The sequence below is a fragment of the Rhodobacteraceae bacterium D3-12 genome (genome assembly GCA_025916135.1).
GTDB lineage: Bacteria > Pseudomonadota > Alphaproteobacteria > Rhodobacterales > Rhodobacteraceae > JAKGBX01.
This window is the reverse complement of sequence record CP104793.1, coordinates 1,870,368-1,892,713: the sequence shown is the minus strand read 5'-3', so window position 1 is coordinate 1,892,713 and position 22,346 is coordinate 1,870,368. Positions and strand designations below refer to the sequence as shown.

General features: G+C 60.3%; 21 protein-coding genes and 1 pseudogene. 12 read left to right on the top strand and 10 right to left on the bottom strand.

All coding sequences use genetic code 11. From position 1 onward, the window contains the following. Positions 1–49: 49 nt before the first annotated feature. Entirely contained in the window at positions 50–1,417 is a 1,368-nt protein-coding gene (locus N4R57_09365; GenBank protein ID UYV39184.1) for a 3-deoxy-7-phosphoheptulonate synthase class II, read from the bottom strand. A 172-nt stretch (positions 1,418–1,589) separates the two neighbouring features. Between N4R57_09365 and N4R57_09360 the strand changes: the two genes are divergently transcribed. Continuing rightward, complete coding sequence (locus N4R57_09360) at positions 1,590–2,609, top strand: GlxA family transcriptional regulator (protein ID UYV39183.1); 1,020 nt, start codon at positions 1,590–1,592, stop codon at positions 2,607–2,609. 36 nt (positions 2,610–2,645) lie between these two features. Here the strand turns inward: N4R57_09360 and N4R57_09355 are convergent. Beyond that, positions 2,646–3,738 (bottom strand): annotated as a pseudogene (locus N4R57_09355) (PQQ-dependent sugar dehydrogenase). Between the two features lie 195 nt (positions 3,739–3,933). Here N4R57_09355 and N4R57_09350 point away from each other — a divergent pair. From N4R57_09350 to N4R57_09325, 6 genes are all read left to right on the top strand, one after another. After that, on the top strand, positions 3,934–5,115 hold the full coding sequence (locus N4R57_09350; GenBank protein ID UYV39182.1) for an ABC transporter substrate-binding protein: 1,182 nt from the start codon (positions 3,934–3,936) through the stop codon (positions 5,113–5,115). A gap of 105 nt (positions 5,116–5,220) precedes the next feature. Continuing rightward, on the top strand, positions 5,221–6,003 hold the full coding sequence (locus N4R57_09345; protein UYV39181.1) for an ABC transporter ATP-binding protein: 783 nt from the start codon (positions 5,221–5,223) through the stop codon (positions 6,001–6,003). 37 nt (positions 6,004–6,040) lie between these two features. Continuing rightward, a complete protein-coding gene (locus N4R57_09340) occupies positions 6,041–6,868 on the top strand; it encodes an ABC transporter ATP-binding protein (GenBank protein UYV39180.1) in 828 nt (275 codons plus the stop codon). Beyond that, positions 6,865–7,218, top strand: coding sequence for a hypothetical protein (locus tag N4R57_09335; GenBank protein UYV39179.1), 354 nt, complete (start codon positions 6,865–6,867; stop codon positions 7,216–7,218). Before N4R57_09340 ends, N4R57_09335 begins: the two co-directional genes overlap by 4 nt. Positions 7,219–7,282: 64 nt before the next feature. Continuing rightward, entirely contained in the window at positions 7,283–8,293 is a 1,011-nt protein-coding gene (locus N4R57_09330; GenBank protein UYV39178.1) for a branched-chain amino acid ABC transporter permease, read from the top strand. Further along, positions 8,290–9,594, top strand: a complete 1,305-nt coding sequence (locus N4R57_09325; protein ID UYV39177.1) for a branched-chain amino acid ABC transporter permease — start codon at positions 8,290–8,292, stop codon at positions 9,592–9,594. The genes N4R57_09330 and N4R57_09325 overlap by 4 nt, the downstream gene beginning before the upstream one ends. Positions 9,595–9,651: 57 nt before the next feature. On the opposite strand, the gene N4R57_09320 is transcribed toward N4R57_09325, so the two are convergent. From N4R57_09320 to N4R57_09310, 3 genes are read right to left on the bottom strand one after another with little or no spacing between them, the layout of a single operon-like run. Next, positions 9,652–9,873: a hypothetical protein gene (locus tag N4R57_09320; GenBank protein UYV39176.1), complete on the bottom strand. Its 222-nt coding sequence runs from the start codon at positions 9,871–9,873 to the stop codon at positions 9,652–9,654. Then, the gene (locus N4R57_09315; GenBank protein ID UYV39175.1) at positions 9,870–10,730 is read right to left on the bottom strand and encodes an endonuclease/exonuclease/phosphatase family protein; all 861 of its coding nucleotides are present in this window, start codon (positions 10,728–10,730) and stop codon (positions 9,870–9,872) included. Before N4R57_09315 ends, N4R57_09320 begins: the two co-directional genes overlap by 4 nt. A gap of 34 nt (positions 10,731–10,764) precedes the next feature. Beyond that, entirely contained in the window at positions 10,765–12,321 is a 1,557-nt protein-coding gene (locus tag N4R57_09310) for a DUF853 domain-containing protein (protein UYV39174.1), read from the bottom strand. Positions 12,322–12,874: 553 nt separating this feature from the next. Here N4R57_09310 and N4R57_09305 point away from each other — a divergent pair. Further along, positions 12,875–13,507, top strand: coding sequence for an invasion associated locus B family protein (locus tag N4R57_09305; protein ID UYV39173.1), 633 nt, complete (start codon positions 12,875–12,877; stop codon positions 13,505–13,507). Between the two features lie 243 nt (positions 13,508–13,750). Next, on the top strand, positions 13,751–14,317 hold the full coding sequence (locus tag N4R57_09300; GenBank protein ID UYV39172.1) for an NAD(P)H-dependent oxidoreductase: 567 nt from the start codon (positions 13,751–13,753) through the stop codon (positions 14,315–14,317). A 67-nt stretch (positions 14,318–14,384) separates the two neighbouring features. Here N4R57_09300 and N4R57_09295 read toward each other — a convergent pair whose 3' ends face one another. The 4 genes from N4R57_09295 to N4R57_09280 all read right to left on the bottom strand — a co-directional run bounded on the left by N4R57_09295 (position 14,385) and on the right by N4R57_09280 (position 18,673). Next, the gene (locus N4R57_09295) at positions 14,385–15,596 is read right to left on the bottom strand and encodes a beta-ketoacyl-[acyl-carrier-protein] synthase family protein (protein UYV39171.1); all 1,212 of its coding nucleotides are present in this window, start codon (positions 15,594–15,596) and stop codon (positions 14,385–14,387) included. 4 nt (positions 15,597–15,600) lie between these two features. After that, positions 15,601–15,861 carry a phosphopantetheine-binding protein gene (locus N4R57_09290; protein ID UYV39170.1) on the bottom strand — a complete coding sequence of 87 codons (261 nt, stop codon included), beginning with the start codon at positions 15,859–15,861 and terminating at the stop codon, positions 15,601–15,603. Positions 15,862–15,961: 100 nt separating this feature from the next. Further along, entirely contained in the window at positions 15,962–17,062 is a 1,101-nt protein-coding gene (locus N4R57_09285; GenBank protein ID UYV39169.1) for a UDP-3-O-(3-hydroxymyristoyl)glucosamine N-acyltransferase, read from the bottom strand. Positions 17,063–17,113: 51 nt separating this feature from the next. Next, positions 17,114–18,673: a L,D-transpeptidase family protein gene (locus tag N4R57_09280; protein UYV39546.1), complete on the bottom strand. Its 1,560-nt coding sequence runs from the start codon at positions 18,671–18,673 to the stop codon at positions 17,114–17,116. Between the two features lie 398 nt (positions 18,674–19,071). Between N4R57_09280 and N4R57_09275 the strand changes: the two genes are divergently transcribed. The 3 genes from N4R57_09275 to N4R57_09265 all read left to right on the top strand — a co-directional run bounded on the left by N4R57_09275 (position 19,072) and on the right by N4R57_09265 (position 21,967). Then, complete coding sequence (locus N4R57_09275) at positions 19,072–19,641, top strand: DUF882 domain-containing protein (protein ID UYV39168.1); 570 nt, start codon at positions 19,072–19,074, stop codon at positions 19,639–19,641. A 127-nt stretch (positions 19,642–19,768) separates the two neighbouring features. Beyond that, entirely contained in the window at positions 19,769–20,458 is a 690-nt protein-coding gene (locus tag N4R57_09270; protein UYV39167.1) for a GNAT family N-acetyltransferase, read from the top strand. Between the two features lie 78 nt (positions 20,459–20,536). Then, positions 20,537–21,967 (top strand): amidase, encoded by a 1,431-nt coding sequence (locus N4R57_09265; protein UYV39166.1) that lies wholly within the window; start codon positions 20,537–20,539, stop codon positions 21,965–21,967. A gap of 16 nt (positions 21,968–21,983) precedes the next feature. Here the strand turns inward: N4R57_09265 and N4R57_09260 are convergent, their stop codons facing one another. Continuing rightward, positions 21,984–22,211, bottom strand: a complete 228-nt coding sequence (locus N4R57_09260) for a hypothetical protein (GenBank protein ID UYV39165.1) — start codon at positions 22,209–22,211, stop codon at positions 21,984–21,986. Between the last annotated feature and the right edge of the window lie 135 nt (positions 22,212–22,346).

Here is a 22,346-nt window from a genome sequence, read left to right as displayed (position 1 = left end):
ACGCTCCGGGGCATTATTCATTTAACAACAGGCGCTTGTAGCGCAATCTTTAACCGGCTTTCGCCTGTTTTTCACCGCGCATTGCGGTCAGTTCCTCGGCCACGAGGAAGGCAAGCTCAAGCGATTGCGAGGCGTTCAGGCGCGGGTCGCAAGCGGTGTGGTATCGGTCCGACAAATCCTCTTCGCTGACTGCACGAACGCCGCCGGTGCATTCGGTCACATCAGAGCCGGTCATCTCGAAATGCACACCACCGGGGACGGTGCCCTCGGCTTTGTGCACGCCAAAGAACTCGCGCACTTCGCGCAGCACCGATTCGAATGGCCGGGTCTTGTAACCCGTGGCCGATTTGATCGTGTTGCCATGCATCGGGTCACAGACCCAGCAGACATTCGCGCCCTCTTCTTCGACCGCGCGAATGAGACGTGGCAGGTGTTCGCCCACCTTGCCCGCGCCGAAACGTGCGATCAACGTCAGACGTCCGGCTTCATTCTCGGGGTTGAGCTTGGCCAGCAAACGCTTGAGGTCATCGACCTCCATCGTCGGTCCACATTTCATGCCAATCGGGTTTTGCACACCCGACAGGAATTCAACATGCGCGCCGTCGGGCTGACGGGTGCGATCCCCGATCCACAGGAAATGCCCCGAACCGGCAAGCCATTTGCCAGAGGTCGAATCAATCCGCGTCAGCGCCTCTTCATACTCCAGCAGAAGCGATTCATGGCTGGTGTAGAAGTTCACCTGATGCAGCGCAGCCGATTGCGCGCTGTTCACGCCCGCAGCCGTCATGAAGTCGAGCGTATCGGTGATGCGCCCGGCCATTTCGCGGTAGCGTTCGGCGTTTTGCCCTTCGGTGAAGCCCAGAACCCAGCTGTGGACCTGATTCACATCGGCGTAACCGCCGGTGGAAAAGGCACGCAACAGGTTCAGCGTCGCCGCGGCCTGTGTATAGGCCTGCAACATCTTGGCCGGATCGGGAATGCGCGCGCCCGGCGTAAAGTCGAGCTCATTGACGATATCGCCACGATAGCTGGGCAATTCGACCCCATCGACCACTTCTGTCGGGGCGCTGCGCGGCTTGGCAAATTGCCCGGCCATGCGGCCCACTTTGACCACCGGCACCTTGGCGCCATAGGTCAAAACCATCGCCATTTGCAGCATCACCTTAAAGGTGTCGCGAATGCCATCGGCGCTGAATTGGTCAAAGCTTTCGGCACAATCGCCGCCTTGCAATAGAAATGCCTCACCGCGCGAGGCGGCACCGAGGTGTTCCTTGAGGCGCCGCGCCTCGCCGGCAAAGACAAGTGGCGGATACTTTGCCAGCTGTGCCTCAACGGCGGTCAGCGCGGCCTCATCCGTATACTCCGGCATCTGAATACGCGGTTTTGCGCGCCAGCCGGATTTTTGCCAGTCAGTCATTGTCTTTCTCCGGTCACATGATCTGAGGAGCCCTCTATACAAAAGCCCGGCCAGAGAGGCCACAGATAATCACGCCTCTTGACGTGGCGGGTATCCCGTGACCAAGTGAGTCATTCACGACGCGCTTCGTCGCAAACGAAGCCCCCGCCAGATGCCAAGGGGAGCGAACGCCATGGCCGATAAAACCCCCGCCGACCACACCCCGATTGTCGAGCTTGACGACGTCAAGGGCGCGCCGCGTCGGTTTGTCTTTGTGCTGCTCGATAATTTCACCATGCTGTGTTTCTCGGCGGCGGTGGAAAGTCTGCGGATTGCCAACCGGATGGCAGGTCAGGAGCTTTATTCCTGGGTGCTGGCCGGTGAGGGTGGCGAATTCGTGCAATGTTCTGCCGGGACGTGGTTCAAGGTGGATATGGACCTTGAAGATCTGCACCGCGACGACACGATGATGATCTGCGGCGGGATCGACGTGCAAAAAGCGACGACCAAGAAGCTGTTGGGCTGGGTGCGCCGTGAATCCCGCAAAGGGTTGGTCGTGGGCGGGCTCTGCACGGCGGCCTATTCGCTGGCCAAGGCCGGAATTCTTGATGGCAAGAAGGCGACGATCCATTGGGAAAATCAGGACAGCTTTGTCGAGGAGTTCGACGAGATCGAGTTGACCAAATCGGTGTTCGTGATTGACGGCAACCGGATGACAACGGCGGGGGGCACCTCTTCGGTGGATCTGATGCTCAAGATCATTGCCAATGACCATGGCGAGCAATTGGCCAATGCGGTCGCGGATCAGTTGATTTATTCGTCGATTCGCACGGATCAGGACACACAGCGCCTGTCGGTGCCGACGCGGATCGGGGTGCGCCACCCCAAGCTGAGCCAGGTCATTCAGATGATGGAAGCCAACATCGAAGAGCCGATCAGCCCGTCGATCCTCGCCAAAGAGGTGGGCATGTCCACGCGCCAGCTTGAGCGGCTGTTCCGCCGCTATCTCAACCGCTCGCCCAAGCGGTATTACATGGAGTTGCGCCTGCAAAAGGCGCGCAACCTGTTGATGCAAACGGATATGAGCGTGATCAACGTGGCGCTGGCCTGTGGTTTCGCCTCGCCGTCGCATTTTTCCAAATGCTACCGGGCGCATTATGACACCACCCCCTATCGCGAACGCGGCAGCCACGCCACGCGGCTGTCGATCTAGGCTGATCGCCCGATCCGTGTGACGCGCTCCTGCGGCTTAGGGCGGCGGGATGCGATAGACCGCGCCCTGCCCTTCGGACAGGAACCAGACCGCGCCATCCGGCCCTTCGCGGATGTCGCGCACCCGTTTTGTGGCGCTTGATTGCACTGTCGCGACTTGGGCTTTGGCGCCGGGTGACAGCACGGCGATATGGTCGTATTTGAGCGATCCGATCAAAAAGTGCCCTTTGAGCGCGGGCCAACCTTTGCCCGAGTGGATCGCGAATCCAGAGGGCGCAATCGACGGGTCCCAATAGAATGCCGGTTGCTCCATGCCGGGTTTGGCCGTGCCTTCGCCGATCTTGCCGCCGGAATAATGCCGGCCATAGGAAATCACCGGCCAGCCGTAGTTGGCGCCGCGTTTGACGCGGTTCACCTCGTCGCCGCCCTTGGCGCCATGTTCATTGACCCAAAGCCGCCCCGCCCCGTCCAAAGCCGCGCCTTGCGGGTTGCGATGACCATAAGACCAGATTTCGCGCAGCGCCCCTTGGGTGGTGCGAAACGGGTTGGCCGCCGGGATCGAGCCATCCCGCGCAACATGGATGACCGAGCCGTTGTGACGGCTCAGGTCCCTGTGCTGCGGATCTATCGCCACGCTCACCAATGGTGAGAAACAGCGTACCATCGCGCGCCTCGACAATGCGACCGCCGAAGTGCCGCCCACCCGAGCTGCCCTTGGCCATCTCAAAGATCACCCGCAGGTTTTCAAGCCGGGTGCCCACGAGCCGCGCCACAGCCAGAGCGGTGCCTTCGCCCGCGCCTTGCGGTTTGGCATAGGAGAGAAAGACTTCGCCGGTGCGGGCGAAATCACGCGCCACCACCACATCAAACAGCCCGCCCTGCCCGCGTGCGGCCACTTTTGGCACGCCTTTGATTCGGCTACGCTTCCCGTTCGTCTCAACCCGCCAGAGCCGCCCGCCGCGTTCTGTAACCAAGAGATCACCCTCCGGCAGGAAGCCGAGCGACCACGGAACGCGAAATCCGTCTGCGACCTGTTCTGCACGCCCAGCGTTCAGGCCCGCGAGGTCCGCCAGCGCCGCGCCGCCAAGGCCCAGCCAGACCACAAGAGCCGTCAGGATTTGTCGTTTCATGATCTCTCTCCCTTGATTGGCGCGCGAAATCACCACGCGCAACGCCCGATCCGCATCAGCCTATGCCATTGAGAGCGAAAGGAAACCTTTGCCCAATCACGAATTCGCCAGTTCCTTGTGTCTGACCACTTCCCTTTTTTAAATAAGCTGCTTAGGGTCCGTAGCGGACCTACTGTTCCAATTAGGGAGAAAAACATGAAAAAACTACTTATGGCGACGGCAATGACCGCGTTGATGGCTGGCTCGGCATATGCCGAGGAGATCAAACTTGGCATTATCCTCGGGTTTACCGGGCCGATTGAATCGATCACCCCGGCGATGGGCGACGGTGCCGAACTGGCGATGAAAGAAGTGTCGGACAGCGGCAAGCTTCTGGATGGGTCGACCGTTGTGCCAGTGCGCGCGGATCTGACCTGTATCGACAGCGCAGCAGCAACAGCCGCAGCCGAACGTCTGATCACCTCGGACGGCATCAAAGGCATCATGGGCGCGGATTGCTCGGGCGTGACCGGCGCGATCCTGACCAACGTGGCCGTGGCAAACGGCGTTGTGATGATCTCGCCCTCCGCCACGTCGCCCGGTCTGTCGACAACCGAAGACAAGGGTCTGTTCTTCCGCACCGCCCCGTCGGATGCGCGTCAGGGTCAGGTCATGTCCGACATTCTGATGGACCAAGGCATCAAGGAAGTCGCGGTCACCTATACCAACAACGACTATGGCAAGGGTCTTGCCGATGCGTTCCAAGCGTCCTACGAGGCGGCGGGTGGCAAAATCACCATCGTGGCTGCGCATGAAGACGGCAAAGCCGACTATTCCGCAGAAGTCGGCGCATTGGCCGCCGCTGGTGGTCAGCGTCTGGTGGTTGCCGGTTACGTCGATCAGGGCGGTTCGGGCATCGTGCGCGCCGCACTTGATTCGGGTGCGTTTGACACGTTCCACTTCCCTGACGGGATGATCGGTTCCAAGCTGGAAGAGAACTTTGGTGGCGAAATCGACGGTTCCACCGGCCAGCACCCCGGCACAGACAGCCCGGGCGTTGCCAAATACGCCGAGCTGGCGGGTGACAAATTTGACCCGACAGGTGCGTTTTCGCCAGAAAGCTATGACGCTGCTGCTTTGATCATGCTGGCGATGCAGGCCGCCGGGTCGACCGATCCGCAGGTCTATAAAGACAAGGTGATGGACGTGGCCAACGCGCCCGGCGAGAAGATTTATCCCGGTGAGCTGGCCAAGGCGCTTGAGCTGATCGCGGCAGGCAAAGACATTGATTATGTCGGTGCCTCGGCGGTTGAGCTGATTGGCCCCGGTGAATCGGCGGGCAACTACCGCGAGATCGTCTTTAAGGACGGCAAAATCACCACGGCCAAATACCGCTAAGCCGGTAACACGCCCTACGACAACGCGAGCGGCCCGGCACGAACCGGGCCGCTTAGCAGCCATATATAAGCGCATCAAAAAGCGCAGCTAACAGGGGGAAAGTGCATGATCCGCGTCGAAGACGTGCACAAACATTTCGGCGGTTTTCACGCCGTTGATGGCGCTACGCTTGAGATCGCCGAAGGCTCTATCACCGGGCTGATCGGCCCGAATGGCGCCGGAAAAACCACTCTTTTCAATGTGATCGCCGGGGTTCTTCAACCAACCTCTGGCCGTGTCACGATGAATGGTGAGGACATCACCGGCCTGCCGCCGCATACGCTCTTTCACAAGGGGCTGTTGCGCACGTTTCAGATCGCGCATGAATTCAGCTCGATGACCTGCCGCGAGAACCTGATGATGGTTCCGGGCGGGCAAACCGGCGAGACCCTGTGGAACACATGGTTCGGACGTAAGCGGATCGCCGATGAAGAACGCGCCCTCAGAGCCAAGGCCGACGAGGTGCTGGAGTTCCTGACTGTCGAGCATCTGGCCGAGCAGAAAGCCGGGCAGATTTCCGGTGGTCAGAAAAAGCTGCTCGAACTGGGGCGCACCATGATGGTGGATGCCAAGATCGTCTTTCTTGACGAGGTTGGCGCCGGGGTGAACCGCACCCTGCTCTATACCATCGGCGACGCGATCATCCGGCTCAACAAAGAGCGCAACTATACGTTTGTTGTGATCGAGCATGACATGGATTTCATCGAAAAGCTCTGTGATCCGGTGATCTGCATGGCCGAGGGCAAAGTTCTGGCCGAGGGGACATTGGCCGAGATCAAGGCCAACGAACATGTGATCGAGGCGTATCTCGGCACTGGATTGAAGAACAAGGAACAGGTCGGGGCATGATCCGCGCCCTGCGCTTCTCCAACGAAGAGGAGACCCAATGAGCAACCCCTATCAAGACACGCGCGGCAACAAGGACGCCAGCATCGCCAATCCCAAAGGCGTTGGGCAAATTCCGCACAAGAAAAGCGGCAAGGTGAGCAAAGCAACTGGCGAAAACCCTTTCCTGATCGGTGAAAGCATGACCGGCGGCTATGGCAAGGCCGGGCCGGACATCCTGCATGATTGCACCATCGCAGTGAACCCCGGCGAGATCGCTGTGATTGTCGGCCCCAATGGCGCGGGCAAATCAACGGCGATGAAAGCGGTGTTTGGAATGCTCGACCTGCGTCAGGGGCGCGTGTTGCTGGATGGCGAAGATATCTCCGCGCTTTCACCGCAAGACCGGGTTGGCAAGGGCATGGGGTTTGTTCCGCAAACCTCGAACATCTTCACCTCGCTCACGGTCGAGGAAAACCTAGAGATGGGCGCGTTCATCCGCACCGATGATTTCTCGGCCACGATGGCGCAGGTCTATGACCTGTTCCCAATCCTCAAGGACAAGCGCAACCAGCCTGCGGGCGAATTGTCAGGCGGTCAGCGTCAGCAAGTTGCCGTGGGCCGCGCCTTGATGACCCAGCCCAAGGTGTTGATGCTGGATGAGCCAACCGCCGGGGTTAGCCCGATTGTGATGGACGAGCTGTTTGATCGCATCATCGAGGTGGCCCGCACCGGCCTGCCCGTTCTGATGGTTGAACAAAACGCCCGTCAGGCGCTTGAGATTGCCGATCGCGGCTATGTGCTTGTGCAGGGGGCCAATGGCCACACCGGCACCGGCAAGGAACTCTTGGCTGACCCGGAAGTCCGGGCGAGCTTCCTCGGCGGATGAGGGTAAGAGGCGCAAATATCGCCGGGGTCGTCGCCCTTGCGCTTGGGATGGCCACGCAAGCTGCGGGTTTTCCTTGCACGTTCTCGCGCCTGTGTTCCGAAGCCAATGACTGCACCCAATCCGCGCTTGAGATCGACGTTGATATCGAGGCCAAGGTGATCGACACCCATTCCGGCCTTGTCACCATTGTTGCGGTGAAACAGACCGACGCGCTGATCACTATGTTCGCCACCGGCCTTGGTGCAGAGTATCTTTTGTCACTCACCCCCGAGACGGCGCGCTTTACCAGCCACGCCAATGCCGGGCCAGAGGCCAGCACCTATCTTGGCCGTTGCAAGGGGGCGTTCTGATGTTTCGCCCTTATGCGCCCTGCCCCGTTAACACACGCCCCACCCCACCAATGAGAGGTTGCTGATGGAGCTTCTGAACGCCTTCGTGGCGCTTTCCAATTTCGTGCTGATCCCGGCGATCACCTATGGCAGCCAGCTTGCGCTGGGCGCTTTGGGTGTGACGCTGATTTACGGCATCCTGCGGTTTTCCAACTTTGCCCATGGCGACACGATGGCGTTCGGCGCGATGGTGACAGTGCTGATCACCTGGTGGTTCCAGTCGATGGGGATAAGCTTTGGCCCGCTGCCCACCGCTTTGTTGGCGCTGCCTTTTGGCATCCTTGGCTGTATCGCGCTTTTGCTGACGACCGACCGGGTGGTGTATCACTTCTATCGCGTGCAAAAGGCCAAGCCGGTGATTTTGGTCATCGTGTCGATGGGCGTTATGTTCATCATGAACGGGCTGGTGCGCTTTATCATCGGCCCGAATGACCAGAAATTCGCGGATGGCGAACGGTTCATCATTTCGGTGCGCGAATTCAAGCGAATGACCGGGATGAGCGAGGGGCTGGCGATTAGAACCACCCAAGGGATCACCGTGATCACCGCGATCATCGTGGTGGCGGTGCTATTCTGGTTCCTGAACAAAACCCGCACCGGCAAATCCATGCGCGCCTATTCCGATAACGAGGATCTGGCGCTGCTGTCGGGCATCAACCCCGAGCGGGTGGTGATGTATACGTGGATGATCGTGGCCGGGCTGGCGACCATTGCGGGCGTGCTTTATGGGCTCGACAAGACGTTCAAACCCTTCATCTACTTCCAGCTGTTGTTGCCGATCTTTGCCAGCGCCATCGTGGGCGGCCTTGGCAACCCTCTGGGGGCGATTGCGGGGGGCTTTGTCATCGCCTTTTCCGAAGTCACCATCACCTACGCGTGGAAAAAAGTGCTCGGCTATGCGCTTCCTGAAAACCTAGAGCCGGATGGCTTGGTTCAGCTTCTTTCCACCGATTATAAATTCGCGGTCAGCTTTGTGATCCTGCTGGTCGTGCTGCTCTTCAAGCCCACGGGCCTTTTCAAAGGACAGTCGGTATGACGGACACCCTCAAGAATACGCTTCTCTTTGCGCTGGTCGGCGCGATGATCCTGTTTTCGGGTTTCACCCAATCGTGGAACACGGCGCTTTTGCTGCTCAACATGGGGCTGGTTTCGGCCATTCTTGCGCTGGGCGTGAACCTGCAATGGGGCTTTGCCGGGCTATTCAATGTCGGCGTCATGGGCTTTGTTGCGCTGGGCGGTCTGGCGGCGGTGCTTGTGTCGATGGACCCGGTCCCCGAAGCGTGGAGCGCTGGCGGCGGGCGGGTTCTGGCCGGGCTTGCGCTTGGGGCGGGCACGGTGATCGCGGCGGCCATTGCCTATGTCAAACTGCCTGCGGGCAAGATGCGCACCCTTGTCATGCTGGCTCTGCTGATCGGCGGGTTCTTCCTGTTCCGCTATGTGTTTGACGGCGGTGTCGATGCGGTCGAATCCGTTAACCCGGCCAGCACAGGCTATCTCGGCGGGCTGGGCCTGCCGGTCTTGGTGGCTTGGCCTGTGGGCGGGCTTCTGGCGGCGGGGGCTGCGTGGATCATCGGCAAGACAGCGCTGGGGCTACGCTCGGATTACCTCGCCATTGCGACGCTGGGGATTGCCGAGATCATCATTGCCGTGATGAAGAACGAGGACTGGCTGGCGCGCGGCGTCAAGAATGTCTCAGGCATCCCGCGTCCGGTCCCTTACGAGATCGACCTGCAACAGGGCCCCGGCTTCATTTCCCGCGCCGAAGGCTTTGGCATTGATCCGGTCACCGCCTCGACCCTCTATGTCAAACTGCTCTATGGAATTCTGTTCCTCGTGGTGCTGCTGATCCTGTTCTGGATGGCGCAAAAGGCGCTGAAAAGCCCGTGGGGCCGGATGATGCGCGCCATTCGCGACAACGAAGTCGCCGCCGAAGCCATGGGCAAGGACGTGACCGCACGCCACTTGCAGGTCTTCATCCTTGGCAGCGCCGTTTGCGGCATTGCCGGGGCGATGATGACCACGCTGGACGGGCAATTGACCCCGACCAGCTATCAGCCGCTGCGCTTTACCTTTCTGGTCTGGGTGATGGTGATTGTTGGCGGATCGGGCAACAACCTTGGCGCGGTTCTGGGCGGGTTCCTGATCTGGTTCCTGTGGATTCAGGTCGAGCCGATGGGCGCCGTAATGATGGATGTGATCACCGCCGGTATGGCCGATGACAGCCCGCTCAAGCTGCACCTTCTGGACAGTGTGGCGCATATGCGGCTGCTGACCATGGGGCTTGTGCTGTTGCTGGTGCTACGGTTCAGCCCGCGCGGGTTGATCCCCGAAAAATAGGCATTCTGGGCTGCACGGACCTTCTGTGCGGCCCCTGCCCTTTCTCTCTATCGCTTACTACTCGCTATCGCCGGGCTTGACCCGTTTCTCCAACCCTTTGGCATATTCCGCCACAGTGTCAGAGAGCTGCTCGCGCATTTCTTCGGCCAGCGGGTTGACCAAACGGTTGCCGCGTTTGGCGCTTTGTGGATCAAGCGAGAGCCGCGCCAACAAGGGAAAGTGATCCGAGCCAATGAACGGCCCGCGCCGGAAATCCGCAACGGCAATTTCCTCTGTCACGTAAAGCTGATCAATCGGACAGCGCAGCAAGCGGCTGCGCGCATCGAAGCTGGCAAACAGACCGCGCCCGCGCCGCGGATCAAGGTATTCACCGATGTATTTGAACCGCTGCGAGGTGCGCCCCCAAGCGGCAGCGTTGAAATCCCCGCCGACACGACCGGCCCGTTTTCTTCGCGTGCGAAACGCGCGGAATAGATGATCTGCGCGTCGCGCTCATCGGTGTCGGTTCCGGGCAACGGCGGACGCGGGTGCAGGCCGACAAAACAAAACTCCCGCCCGCAGGGGGACGTCATCCGCGCCAGAAGCGACGGCGTATCGTCATCGGCAAGATACACCGCCTCGGCCTTGACCGTATCAAGCCGCGTGGCAAAGCTCAGCCCATAGTAATTGTCCTTGGGAAGAGACACGCGCGTCGGGTATTTCTTTAACACCGGCTCCATCGCCCCGGCCCATGTCGCATCAATCTCCATCAGGAAAACGATGTCCGGGTCTTCGCGGGTGATCAGATCGGCCAGCGCGCCGTGATCCTCGTTCTCAAGCAGCACATTGGACACCAGCACCTTGATCTGGTCCGGCGCCTCCGGCGCCAGCGTGATTTCGGTCCGCCCGAGCGGCGTAAAGGGCAGGATTTTCGCGCCATGCAGCACCAAGGTCCCCGCCATGATGAGCCAAAGCAGGTAAGGCGGGTTTGGCAGCACCAGCCCCAACAGAGCGACACCCACGATCAGCGCCATGATCTGAAGCCGCGGGATGTCGGCCATGCGGATCACCCAAGAGGTGTTGCGCAGCTCTGGCAGAACCGAGGCAAGCACCAACACGGCGACAATCGCCGCATAGAGAAGGTCAATCCATGACATGTGGTCTGTGCCGCCCCTTTCGCGCCGCTTTCGGCTATCGTCCCTTGAACAAGCCGCCAAACAGACCGCGCACGATGCGTCGACCCGTGGTGCCGGTCAGTTCCTTCATCACATTGCGGGTCAGCGCCTCGCCGAAGCTCTCGTCTTTGCGGGCGCGCCGCGTGGTCTTGCTCTTACTGGTCGAGCGCCCCACCCTGCTTCCGGAATACCGCCGCCCGGCGTTATATTCGCGCTCGGCCATCTCCATCTCTTCTTCCTTGGCTTCGGCCTGTTCCGCGGCCTTGGCCGCATCCGCCGCCCGTTTGGCAAGGATCTCATAGGCCGACTTGCGATCGAGCAACTCCTCGTATTTGCCGGCAATCGGTGAGGCGTTGATCATTGCCGCCCGCTCGCCCGGTTCGATCGGACCCAGTTGCGACGATGGCGGTCGGATCAGCGTGCGTTCGGCCACGCCGGGCACGCCTTTCTTCTCCAACATTGATGTCACGGCCTCGCCCACGCCGACCTCACGAATGGCTTCCTCAATATCAAACGCCGGGTTCTCGCGATAAGTTTCAGCGGCGAGGCGTAATTCTTTGCGATCCCGCGCCGTGAAGGCACGCAGCGCGTGTTGAACCCGGTTGCCAAGCTGGCCCAGAATGTCTTCGGGGACATCCGCAGGGTTCTGGGTGATGAAATAGACGCCAACCCCCTTGGAGCGGATCAGGCGCGCCACCTGCTCCACCTTGTCGACAAGCGGCTTGGGCGCGTCGTCAAACAGCAAATGTGCCTCGTCAAAGAAAAACACCAGCTTGGGTTTGTCGGGGTCACCCACCTCGGGCAGTTCCTCGAACAATTCGGACAACAGCCACAGCAGGAAGGTCGCATAAAGCCGTGGGCTGCCCATCAGCTTGTCCGCTGCCAGAATATTGATGCGCCCGCGCCCCTCTGCATCGGTCATCATGATGTCCTTGAGGTCGAGCGCCGGTTCCCCGAACAGCTTGGCACCGCCCTGATTTTCCAACACCAGCAAGCGGCGTTGAATAGCGCCGATGGATTGCACCGACACATTGCCATACCGCAGAGACAGCTCGGCCCGGTTTTCCCCGACCCAGACAAGCAACGCCTGCAAATCCTTGAGATCAAGCAGCGGCAGGCCTTCTTCATCCGACAGGCGGAAGGCGATGTTCAAAATCCCCTCCTGCGCCTCGGACAGCTCCATCAAGCGGCTCAAAAGGAGCGGTCCCATCTCGGCCACTGTGGTGCGCACCGGGTGGCCCTGCTCTCCCAGCAGATCCCAGAAGGTGACCGGAAACCCGGTATAACTATAGTCGTCAAACCCGATCTTTTCGGCGCGGCTGCTGAATGCCTCGTGCAGCTTGAAGCTCTCCGAGCCGGGTTTGCACAGCCCCGAAAGGTCGCCCTTCACATCCGAGAGGAACACCGGCACCCCGGCGGCGGAAAACCCCTCGGCCAGAATTTGCAGCGTGACGGTCTTGCCCGTGCCCGTTGCCCCGGCCACAAGCCCGTGGCGGTTGGCATATTTCAGGCTCAGCCCCTGTTTGGTGCCGTAATCCTGCCCGCCGCCACCGATAAAAACCGCATCTTCCAAAGGGTTGCCTCCTGATTTGCATTATTCCTTGCGATGAAAATACATCCTTAACCTATTACTGCCAGTCTTATTCTTGACCCGGCGCCTCGTGTCCTCTTGGCGATACGGGTCACTTCCTCCCTGTCAGACTGGCCGCGCCTTCGGGCGCGGCGCTTTTTTCTGGTCGGTTTGATTGGCTCTCTGCTTGCCTTTATGCGCGCCCCGCCTGTCCCGTTCAATTCGGCCCAATTGCGTGCAAGCGGCAGAACCGGCGTGGCGAACGCGAATGTTTGCGCGAACAGATTGTTCAAATTACCGTGTTGACGCATCAGTTCAAAAATCATAGCGTTCAATCAATGAATAAGTCGGCCAGTCCGACGGGGAGCTATAAACAGGGAAAAGAGACCTTCGGGTCTCTTTTTCTTTGTCTGCTCCCGGCCTCACCCGCCAGCCCCTGTGCCAGCAAAAATCCGCTCTATCTGGTCAGGTTTCTCACGGTTTTGCGCTGACATGCCCAACAACCCGTGCTAAATCCGCCCGAGAGCTTTCAATATTTCAAGGACGGGAACAGCTTATGCCCAGACTTCTTACCACTTTGCCAGTGATCGCGCTGCTTGCTTTGTCGCAAACTGCCATCGCTCAGGACACCACACCCAAGCCAGCCGAAGGTGGCGCTGCCGCTGCTGGAGCAGGCGACAAAAAAGAACCGGCCCCCGGCTCGGATCTGAACCTCGGGACCACCGAAGGCCCGAAAATTGCACAGCCTTATGTCAAGGAAGAGCACGGCGACTGGAAGCTGCAATGCTTCCCGGTTGAAGAAGGCGATGAGCCTTGCCAGCTTTATCAACTGTTGAAAGACGAACAGGGCACCGATGTGGCCGAAGTCGCAATTTTCCGCCTGCCTTCGGGTGGTCAGGCCGTCGCCGGTGCAACGGTCACTGTGCCGCTTGAAACCCTGCTCACCGCACAGCTGACCGTTGCGATTGATGGTGGCAAGGGCAAGCGTTACCCGTTCTCGTTCTGCTCGCCCGTGGGCTGCTATGCCCGTATCGGCTTTACCGCACAGGACATCGCCGGCTTCAAAAAAGGCGCGGCTGCGACGGTAACTTTGGTTCCCGCCCCGGCACCGGACCAAAAGGTTCAGCTCAAGATGTCGCTCAAAGGCTTCACCGCGGGTTATAACGCCACAAGCGTGATCAAGAACTGATAAACGCCTGTTCGGGCCTGTGAAAAAGATCAAGACCGCTCCATCCGGGGCGGTCTTTTCTTTTGGCTCTCGCCTCTTTCGGGGCGGTGTTTTCTGCCTGCAATGCCAAATGTGCAAAATTGCACAGGGCATGCTGGGTTTTGGGGTCTTTTCTACGACGGCGCACCCCCCATATGACGGGGGATAGACACACGTTCCGCGCTGTTTTCCGACACAGCACCACAGCAACTAGGATAAGACACCATGAAACTCATCGCCTTTGCCGCCAGCAATTCAAGCACTTCGGTCAACGCCAAACTGGCCCGTCACGCCGCCGAGCGTTTCCAAGCCGAGTTCGCCCCCGACGCCGAAATCGACATCCTTGATATCAACGATTACGAGATGCCGCTCTATTCCTCCGACCGCGAGGCCGCCGATGGTGTGCCGCAGCTGGCACAGGATTTCCGCGACCGTCTGGCCACCGCCGATGCGCTGGTGATCTCTTACGCCGAACACAACGGCCATTACCCCGCCGCGTATAAAAACCTGTTCGACTGGGCCTCGCGTCTGGGCAAGGAAGTCTACCAGAACAAACCGGCGCTCTATCTCGCCACCTCGCCCGGTCCGGGCGGTGCAGGCAGTGTGCTCGCTGCGGCCAAGGCCTCTGCCGGTTTCTTTGGCGCCGATGTTCTGGGGGCGCTGAGTGTGCCGAATTTCTTCGAGGCGTTTGACGCCGAGCAGGGCGCGCTGAGCGACGAGACCGCGCGCGACGAACTGGGCAAACTGCTGGGCGCGCTTTCCGAGCGTCTCGCGCAGGCAAAAGCCGCCTAAGAGAGAAAACGCGCGTCCGGTCCCCCCATCGCAGGGGGCCGGACCTGTCCGTTTGAAGCGCCCCGCCTCAGACCTTCCTGAGCGCCAGAACCGCGTTCAGCCCGCCAAAGGCAAAGGCGTTGGAAAGCGCCGCCTCGACCTTGGCCTCGCGCGCGACATTGGGCACCACGTCCAGCGCGCATTCCGGGTCAGGTTCCTGATAGCCAATGGTCGGCGCGATCACCCCGTCACGCAGCGCCATGATACAAGCCAGCAACTCTACCGCCCCCGTGCCGCCGATCAGATGGCCGTGCATCGACTTGGTCGACGAGATCATCAGGTGGTCAGCATGAGGCCCGAACACATCCGCCACGGCGGCGCATTCGGTCTTGTCATTGGCGGCGGTGCCGGTCCCATGGGCGTTGATATAGCAGATATCATCGCGCTTCATCTTGGCGTTTTTCAACGCCCCAGAGATCGCGCGGGATGCGCCCTGTTTTGAGGGCATGACAATATCCGCCGCATCCGATGACATGGCAAAGCCCGCCACCTCGGCCAGAATATCGGCGCCGCGTTTCTTGGCGTGTTTGTAATCCTCGAACACGAAAATCCCCGCGCCTTCGCCCTGCACCATGCCGTTGCGGTTGGCGCTGAACGGGCGGCAGGCGTCTTTTGACATAACGCGCAAGCCTTCCCACGCCTTGACCCCGCCAAAGCACAGCATCGATTCCGAGCCGCCGGTGATCATCACCGGGGCCATGCCGCTTTTGACCATCTGGAACGCCTGCGCCATCGCGTGGTTCGAGCTGGCACAGGCCGAGGCAACGGTAAAGCTTGGGCCTTTGAGGTTGAACTCCATGCTGACGTGGCTGGCGGCGGCGTTGTTCATCAGCTTGGGCACAACAAAGGGGTGCACCCGGTTCTTGCCCTCTTCATAGACCGAGCGGTAATTCTCATCCAGCGTCGTCATCCCGCCGCCGGAATTGCCCAGCACCACGCCGGATTTCGCCGCCAGAAGCCCGTGGAAATCGAGGCCCGATTGCGCAATCGCCTCGCGCGCGGCGACCAGCGTGAACTGCGTGAAGCGATCATAAAGCGCCATTTGCTGGCGGTTGAACAGGCCTTCGGTTTCAAAGCCTTTGACCTGTCCGCCGATCTGAACGCTCAACCGCTCGACATCGGGAATATCAATCGGCCCGATCCCACAGCGCCCTTCGCGCATGGCCTCAAGCGTGTCGGGCACATTGTGGCCAAGCGCGTTGATCGTACCCGCCCCGGTGATGACGACACGGCGTACCATCGGCTCAGCCCTTCTGCTCGGCGATCAGCGTCTCGATCCCCTTGACGATGCTCGACACCGAGGAGATGTCAAAATCGCTCGCCTCTGGTTCATTGGCATTGAACGGCACTGTCACATCGAACGCCTCTTCGATGGCAAAGATCGATTCAACCAAGCCGAGGCTGTCGATCCCAAGGCTTTCGAGCGTGCTGTCATCAGACACATCAGACGGCTCAAGCACCGCCTGTTCGGCTATAATTGCGATGACCTTGTCCCTGATCGTCATGTTAAAGACCCTTTCAGAGTTAATCCTGCCGGTGATGTAAGCACTTATGACGCAAATCGGAACAAGGGATTTGCGACAATTACGTGACGCAATGCGCGGGCTAGTCGCCCTTGATCTGCGCTTCCAACGCGGCAAGGCGGGTTTTCATTTCGGCAAACTCGTCCATCATCCGGGGCAAGCGGCGTTGCGCCTTATACATATCGACATGCAAGTCCAGCTTGACCGCAGGATAGCCCAGCACCATGCGTCCGGCGGGGACTTTGCTCAGGACCACAGCCGCGCCTCCACAGACCACGCCATCGCCCACGGTGGTGTTGTCGGTCACGCCGACCTGCCCCCCCATCACCACGTTATTGCCAATGGTGGACGAGCCCGCAATGCCGACCATTCCGGCAAACAGGCAATCGTTACCGATCACCACGTTATGCGCGATATGGCAAAGGTTATCGAGTTTCACACCATTGCCGATGCGCGTCGGTCGGATCGTTCCGGCATCGACACAGGTGTTGCAGCCGATCTCGACATCATCGCCGATCACCACAGCGCCAAGGCTGCTGATCCGGGTCCAAGATTGCGCCGCAGCGCTTGTGTCTTCGCCCAGCGAGGCACGGCCCTTCTCGACGGCATTGACCTCGGGCGTGACAAAGGAAAACCCGTCCATGCCGATGGTACAGCCGGGGTGCCCGATAAAACGCGCGCCAATCCTGACGCGTGGCCCGATCCGGGCGCCGACATGCAGCGTTGCGCCTGCGCCGATCTCGCTGTCGATCCCGACATAGGTTTGCGGCCCGATCACCGACCCCTCGCCGATTGTCACGCCCGCAGCGATCACCGCATTGGCGCCCACAGAGACATCCTTGCCCAGCGTGGCCCCTTCGCCAATAATTGCCGAGGGGTGAATGCCAGCGGTATAGCCATGCCCCTTGTCGAGCGCCACAGTCAGCCCGGCCATGGCATAGCGGGGCCGCGTCGGGATGATCGCCGCCTCAAGGCCAAGAGCGGCGTAATCCGCCCCCTCCCACAAGAGCGCGGCGCGTGCCTGCCCTTGGGCCAGCCCATCGGCGTATTTCTCGTTCATCGCAAGGGCAAGATCACCCGGCCCGGCATCCGCAGGTTCCGCCGCTCCGGTGATCTCAACGTCCAAGGCGCCCAGAGCTTTCGCCCCGAGCGCCTTGGCAATTTCTTCAATCGTATGGCTCATGCTTTTACCCCGTTGGTCGCGGGTCGCGCCCGCTCCGTTTCGGGAAAAGGATTAACCGCGAACCGCGCGCAGCGCCACCCCTGCCTTGTTCAGCGCGTTCCAGATCTTGGCATCGCGGCCATAGACATCGCGGCGAAACTGGGTGCGCCCCTTGGCTTGTGTAAACGCCGTGCGATAGATCAGGTGAACCGGCACATGCTGCTCCAGCTTCACAACCGACTCGCGCCCTGTGTTCAGGTGACGTTTGAACTCTGCCTCGGGGTTCTTGCTCTGTTTGGCAAGCAACGCATAGGCAAAATCAAACGGTTTGTGCAGCCTGATACACCCATGGCTAAAGGCACGGGATTCGCGGCCAAACAGGCTCTTGGACGGCGTGTCGTGCAGATAGATGTTGTATTTGTTCGGGAACATGAACTTCACCAGCCCAAGCGCGTTGCGGCGGCTTGGCGGCTGTTTGATGTTGAAAGGAAAGTTGCGCGCGGTGTAGGCCGCAAAGTTGATCGAACTGCGGCTGACCGTGCGCCCGCGACTGTCAACCAGACGCAAATGCCCAGCGGCGTTGCGGTTGCGCTTCATCATCGGCAGGTATTCTTTTACGGCGATCGAACGCGGCACGTTCCATGTCGGGTTGATCACCATATATTCCATCACATCCGAAAACTCCGGGCTGCGACGGTCGCTTTTGGTGGCCCCGATAACCGAGCGTGTCTCAAAAGTGACCTTGCCATTGTCGATGATCCGCGCGGTGAAATCCGTGAGGTTCACCAACACGTGGCGCTTGCCGCGGGGCATGTTGACCCAGCGTTCCCGCTCAAGCGCAACGATCACCGACTTGAGCCGCTCTTCCGCGCCTTTGTTGATCTCTTTGATCGTGCCGGCACCGGCAACGCCATCGGCCGCCAGCCCGTGATCCTGTTGAAAGGCAAGCACCGCGCCCTGGATTTTGGCGTCATAGCTTTGCGTCGACGAGCGCCCAAGATAGCCCATCCGCGCCAAACGATTGCGCAGCGCCACAACCGCAGCCCCGGATTGACCGGGTTTCAGCGATTTGGCCGGCACAGCCGCGCCCCATCCGCCCTTGGCCAACAGCCGCTCAAGCTGCATCTTTTCCTTCATCAGCCGGACATATTCCGGGGTTTTCGGCGCCAAGGCGCGGAAAAACCCGTTCGGGCTGCTTTTGACAAAGTTGGTCAGATAGGTGACCCGGTCGCGATACGGCACCTTGCGCACGATGCCGCTGTCGATCTTGCGCGGGGTCAGCATGCCGGTCTGCATATCGCGCGACAGACGCAGGAACGTCTTGGTCATTTCGACCTCGGCAAAGCCACGTGCACGCGGCGATTTCGCCGCTTTCAATGTCGCCATCAAACCTTCGGGATTGTAACGCGCGGTTGGCAGACCGTGGTTGGGGGCTTGGTCGATCGCCTTGAACAGCGCTTTGCGACGGCTGGCATCACGGCCAAACGCGCCGGTCCAGATCCCTTTGTAATCATTGGCCTTGTAAAAGGCGGCGATGTCTTTGTCCTTGGCTGCAGCCTCGGCCACGGCCTGTTTGAATGCGGTCACTTGCGCACGTGCATCGCTTGGCGCAATCGCCAGCGACAGGATCATCGCGATCCCCGCAATCAGCCAAATTGGCAGTCCGCTCCTGATATTGAGCATGGTCATTTGTTACCCCCGAAAAATTTAGTCGCAGTAATTGCTACCGGATATGGACCGGTATTGGCGCACCTCCCCATATCTTGTCTAATCACAAGTTGGAAAGTCGGGAATGCCAGACCCATTTGATGCATTTTTAACAACTTGCCCAAATGCAACACCCGAAAATTCACATTTTTTCAGCAAATTTCCGCCTAAACTTCCCCCTAGACAGAACCTCACCGGATTCACGCTTGGTTGGCGAATCGAAACATGCCATAGAAGTGTTGCATCTGGGGAAGAGATGGCAGGACACGCGTAACATCGCGTTAAACAGGTAATTGACTAGCGACGGGACGGCGCTTTTTAAGATGACAGACCACAGCTCGGCGAGCATTTCGCGGCGTGCACTTCTCGGTGCATTCGCGGCGACCACGATCACAGCAGCCCCAACATTTGCAAATGCGGCAGGTTTCCTGCGCGGAAGCGGCGATATCCGCCGCCTCAAGATGTATTCGGCCCGCACAGGTGAGAAGATCGACATGATCTACTGGCTTGAAGGCAACTACATCAAGGATGCCGTGAAAGAGATCAATTGGTTCATGCGCGACTGGCGCACCAATGACGCCAAAAACATCGACATGCGCACGATTGATATCATGGCCGCCGCGCATAACCTTCTCGATGTAAAAGAACCCTATATGCTGCTTTCGGGTTATCGCAGTCCGAAAACCAACGCGATGCTGCGGTCACGCTCGCGTGGGGTGGCCAAGAATTCCCTCCATATGAAGGGTCAGGCCGCTGATCTGCGCCTCGCCTCACGCTCGGTGGGTCAGGTGTCGCGCGCAGCGAGCTCCTGTCGTGCCGGTGGTGTTGGGCGCTATTCCGGCTCCAACTTCACACATATGGATTGCGGCCCGGTCCGCAGTTGGGGCCGCTAAGCGCCCCGATAAGACCAAACCGCCTTTATCCGACCTTTGCCAAAACGCCCGTGTCCCGCGGGCGTTTTCTTTTTTGCCTCTGCGACGCTGCACCGCTAAGCTGTCGCGAGGTAAAGGAGACGGCCTCATGAGCGAAAATACCTTCAGCCAACCCATCGGCGCGCCGCTCACCACCACCCTGCCCCGTCCGCTGCCGCCGCACAGATCGTTTTCCGGGCGCACCTGTCGGTTGATGCCCACAGGCATCGACCATGCTCCGGCGCTTTTCGCGGCATTTGTCGCCGCCAGCGACAACGAAGACTGGACCTATCTGCCCTATGGCCCCTTCACACGCCAAGACGCCTTTGCCGATTGGCTGAGCAATGCCTGTCTTGGCACGGACCCACAGTTTTACACGGTGTTCGACCCCGACGGCACGGCGCTCGGCCTTGCCAGCCTGATGCGCATCGACCCGGCGTTTGGCGTGATCGAGGTTGGCAACATCCACTTTTCGCGCAAGCTTCAGCGCAGCCCCGCCAGCACCGAGGCTATTTTCCTTCTGATGTCGCATATTTTCGACGATCTCGGCTATCGCCGGTTCGAGTGGAAATGTGACGCGCTCAACGCCCCGTCCCGCCGCGCGGCAGAGCGGTTCGGCTTTGAATACGAAGGCACCTTCCGCCAGCATATGTCCTATAAGGGGCGCAACCGCGACACCGCTTGGTTTGCGCTGCTTGATGGGGATTGGCCCGCTCAGAAGGAGCGGTTTACCCGTTGGCTCGACCCTGCGAATTTTGATGCGACCGGCCAGCAACTCCGCCCCCTTGCGCGCCGATAAGCGGCGAAAGCGGGCTTTTACCTTTGCGTGCATTCCCCTAACCTGCCGCCAAAATAGCAATGCGGGGGATGCAGCAGAATGAGCGATTTTTACACCAAAACCGATGCCACAGGCCTTGCCGAACTAGTTGCCAAGAAAGAGGTCACGCCCCGCGAACTCCTTGATATCGCATTGGAAAAGACCGCCGCCTTGAACCCTCGGCTCAACGCGATTGTGCATATTCAACAAGAGCTTGCCGAAAGCAAGGCCAAGCATGGCCTGCCGTCCGGGCCGTTCCACGGCGTGCCTTTCCTGATCAAGGGCCTCGGCTGCGAAGCAATTGATTTTCCCACCAACAACGGCTCGCGCCTCTGCGAGGGGATGCGCTGGACCTATGACAGCGCAATGTTTGATCGCATCCGCGCCACCGGGGTGAACACATTTGCCCGCACCACCAGCCCCGAGTTCGGCATCGGCCCGGTGACCGAAGCGGGCGTCTACGGCGGCCCCACGCGCAACCCGTGGAACACCGATCACACCTCGGGCGGTTCATCGGGCGGATCTGGCGCGGCGGTGGCGGCGGGGATCGTGCCGGCGGCGCATGGCTCGGACGGGGGCGGCTCGGTGCGTATCCCCGCGGCGTCCTGCGGCCTTGTCGGCATCAAACCGACCCGTGCGCGCCTGCCCTCTGGTCCGGCTGTCGGCGAAGGCTGGGGCAGCATGGCCATCGACGGTTTCCTGACGCGCTCCCTGCGCGATAGCGCCACCCTACTCGATGCCTGCGCCGGCCCCGACAAGGGCGCGCCCTATGTCGCCCCCGCCATGGCCGAAAGCTTTGCCCAGGCGATGGCGCATGATCCCGCCCCCCTGCGCGTGCGCTATCACACCACCACCTTTACCGGCACGCCGCTGCACCCCGAATGCGTTGCCGCGGTCGAGAAAACTGCCAAGCTCTTGGAAAGCCTCGGCCATCATGTCGAGCCTTGGACGCCCGAGCCCGAAATCGACGTGCCCGCCATGATGCAGGCCTGGACCCGCATCGTCGCCTGCGGCACCGCCGGGCGCGTCGCCAAACAGATCGGAGACCGCAAGCTGACGCCCGATATGGTCGATGGCGTCACCTTCGGCGCGTGTGAGTATGCCCATGGCCTGACCGGCCCCGACTATCTCGCTGCTCTGGGTGAAATCCACGCCTTCGGGCGGCGCATGGCCGGGTGCTTTGATGCCTGCGACGTGATCCTCTCGCCGACGCTGGCCAGCCCGCCATTGAAGGTTGGCGCCCTGCCCCCCGACAACACCGATTTCGCCGCCTACCGCTCCGGTCCCGGCGGTGTGTTCGAATATTCGCCGATCACCGCGATCTATAACGCCTCCGGTCAGCCCGCCGCCTCTCTGCCCCTGCATTGGAGCGCTGACGGTCTGCCTGTTGGCGTCCATTTCGCGTGCGCCTTTGGCGAGGATGCGCTGCTAATGTCGCTCTGCGGTCAGATCGAGCGTGCCGGCGGATGGGAGGAGCGCGTCGCGCCCTGATGCCTCACCTGATGCCTCAGCGGTTGTCTGTCACAGGATGCCCCGCCCGCCAATGCGGGTCGTCCCGGCGCAGCTTGCGCGTGGTCCAGACGCCCGCCGGTATGCCGACAGCAAGGCCAATCCCCCCGGCCAGCGCGAAGGCGATCCAGCTATACCAGCCAAACGCGAAAAACGCGACCAGCGCCGCCCCAGCCACGCAAAGCACCCAAAGCGGCGCGATAATCAGTTTCCATCCATATTTCATGGCGTAACTCCTTTCGCTTACTTTGGTAAAACGCGCGACGCGGCGCGAAGGTTCCGTGGCCTGTGGCGGTTGGCTGGCTGAGAATTTGCTCTCGGGGCAACGGCCTAAGGAGATGCATGAACCCCGACAGACCTA

Excerpts from the sequence above, each read along its gene's own strand:
- N4R57_09350 (UYV39182.1), top strand. The coding sequence starts at position 3,934 with ATGAAAAAACTACTTATGGCGACGGCAATGACCGCGTTGATGGCTGGC.
- N4R57_09270 (UYV39167.1), top strand. The coding sequence starts at position 19,769 with ATGAGCGAAAATACCTTCAGCCAACCCATCGGCGCGCCGCTCACCACC.
- N4R57_09260 (UYV39165.1), bottom strand. The coding sequence starts at position 22,211 with ATGAAATATGGATGGAAACTGATTATCGCGCCGCTTTGGGTGCTTTGC.
- N4R57_09285 (UYV39169.1), bottom strand. The coding sequence starts at position 17,062 with ATGAGCCATACGATTGAAGAAATTGCCAAGGCGCTCGGGGCGAAAGCT.
- N4R57_09330 (UYV39178.1), top strand. The coding sequence starts at position 7,283 with ATGGAGCTTCTGAACGCCTTCGTGGCGCTTTCCAATTTCGTGCTGATC.
- N4R57_09365 (UYV39184.1), bottom strand. The coding sequence starts at position 1,417 with ATGACTGACTGGCAAAAATCCGGCTGGCGCGCAAAACCGCGTATTCAG.
- N4R57_09300 (UYV39172.1), top strand. The coding sequence starts at position 13,751 with ATGAAACTCATCGCCTTTGCCGCCAGCAATTCAAGCACTTCGGTCAAC.
- N4R57_09360 (UYV39183.1), top strand. The coding sequence starts at position 1,590 with ATGGCCGATAAAACCCCCGCCGACCACACCCCGATTGTCGAGCTTGAC.
- N4R57_09325 (UYV39177.1), top strand. The coding sequence starts at position 8,290 with ATGACGGACACCCTCAAGAATACGCTTCTCTTTGCGCTGGTCGGCGCG.
- N4R57_09295 (UYV39171.1), bottom strand. The coding sequence starts at position 15,596 with ATGGTACGCCGTGTCGTCATCACCGGGGCGGGTACGATCAACGCGCTT.
- N4R57_09265 (UYV39166.1), top strand. The coding sequence starts at position 20,537 with ATGAGCGATTTTTACACCAAAACCGATGCCACAGGCCTTGCCGAACTA.
- N4R57_09280 (UYV39546.1), bottom strand. The coding sequence starts at position 18,673 with ATGATCCTGTCGCTGGCGATTGCGCCAAGCGATGCACGTGCGCAAGTG.
- N4R57_09315 (UYV39175.1), bottom strand. The coding sequence starts at position 10,730 with ATGTCATGGATTGACCTTCTCTATGCGGCGATTGTCGCCGTGTTGGTG.
- N4R57_09340 (UYV39180.1), top strand. The coding sequence starts at position 6,041 with ATGAGCAACCCCTATCAAGACACGCGCGGCAACAAGGACGCCAGCATC.
- N4R57_09275 (UYV39168.1), top strand. The coding sequence starts at position 19,072 with ATGACAGACCACAGCTCGGCGAGCATTTCGCGGCGTGCACTTCTCGGT.
- N4R57_09345 (UYV39181.1), top strand. The coding sequence starts at position 5,221 with ATGATCCGCGTCGAAGACGTGCACAAACATTTCGGCGGTTTTCACGCC.
- N4R57_09335 (UYV39179.1), top strand. The coding sequence starts at position 6,865 with ATGAGGGTAAGAGGCGCAAATATCGCCGGGGTCGTCGCCCTTGCGCTT.
- N4R57_09305 (UYV39173.1), top strand. The coding sequence starts at position 12,875 with ATGCCCAGACTTCTTACCACTTTGCCAGTGATCGCGCTGCTTGCTTTG.
- N4R57_09290 (UYV39170.1), bottom strand. The coding sequence starts at position 15,861 with ATGACGATCAGGGACAAGGTCATCGCAATTATAGCCGAACAGGCGGTG.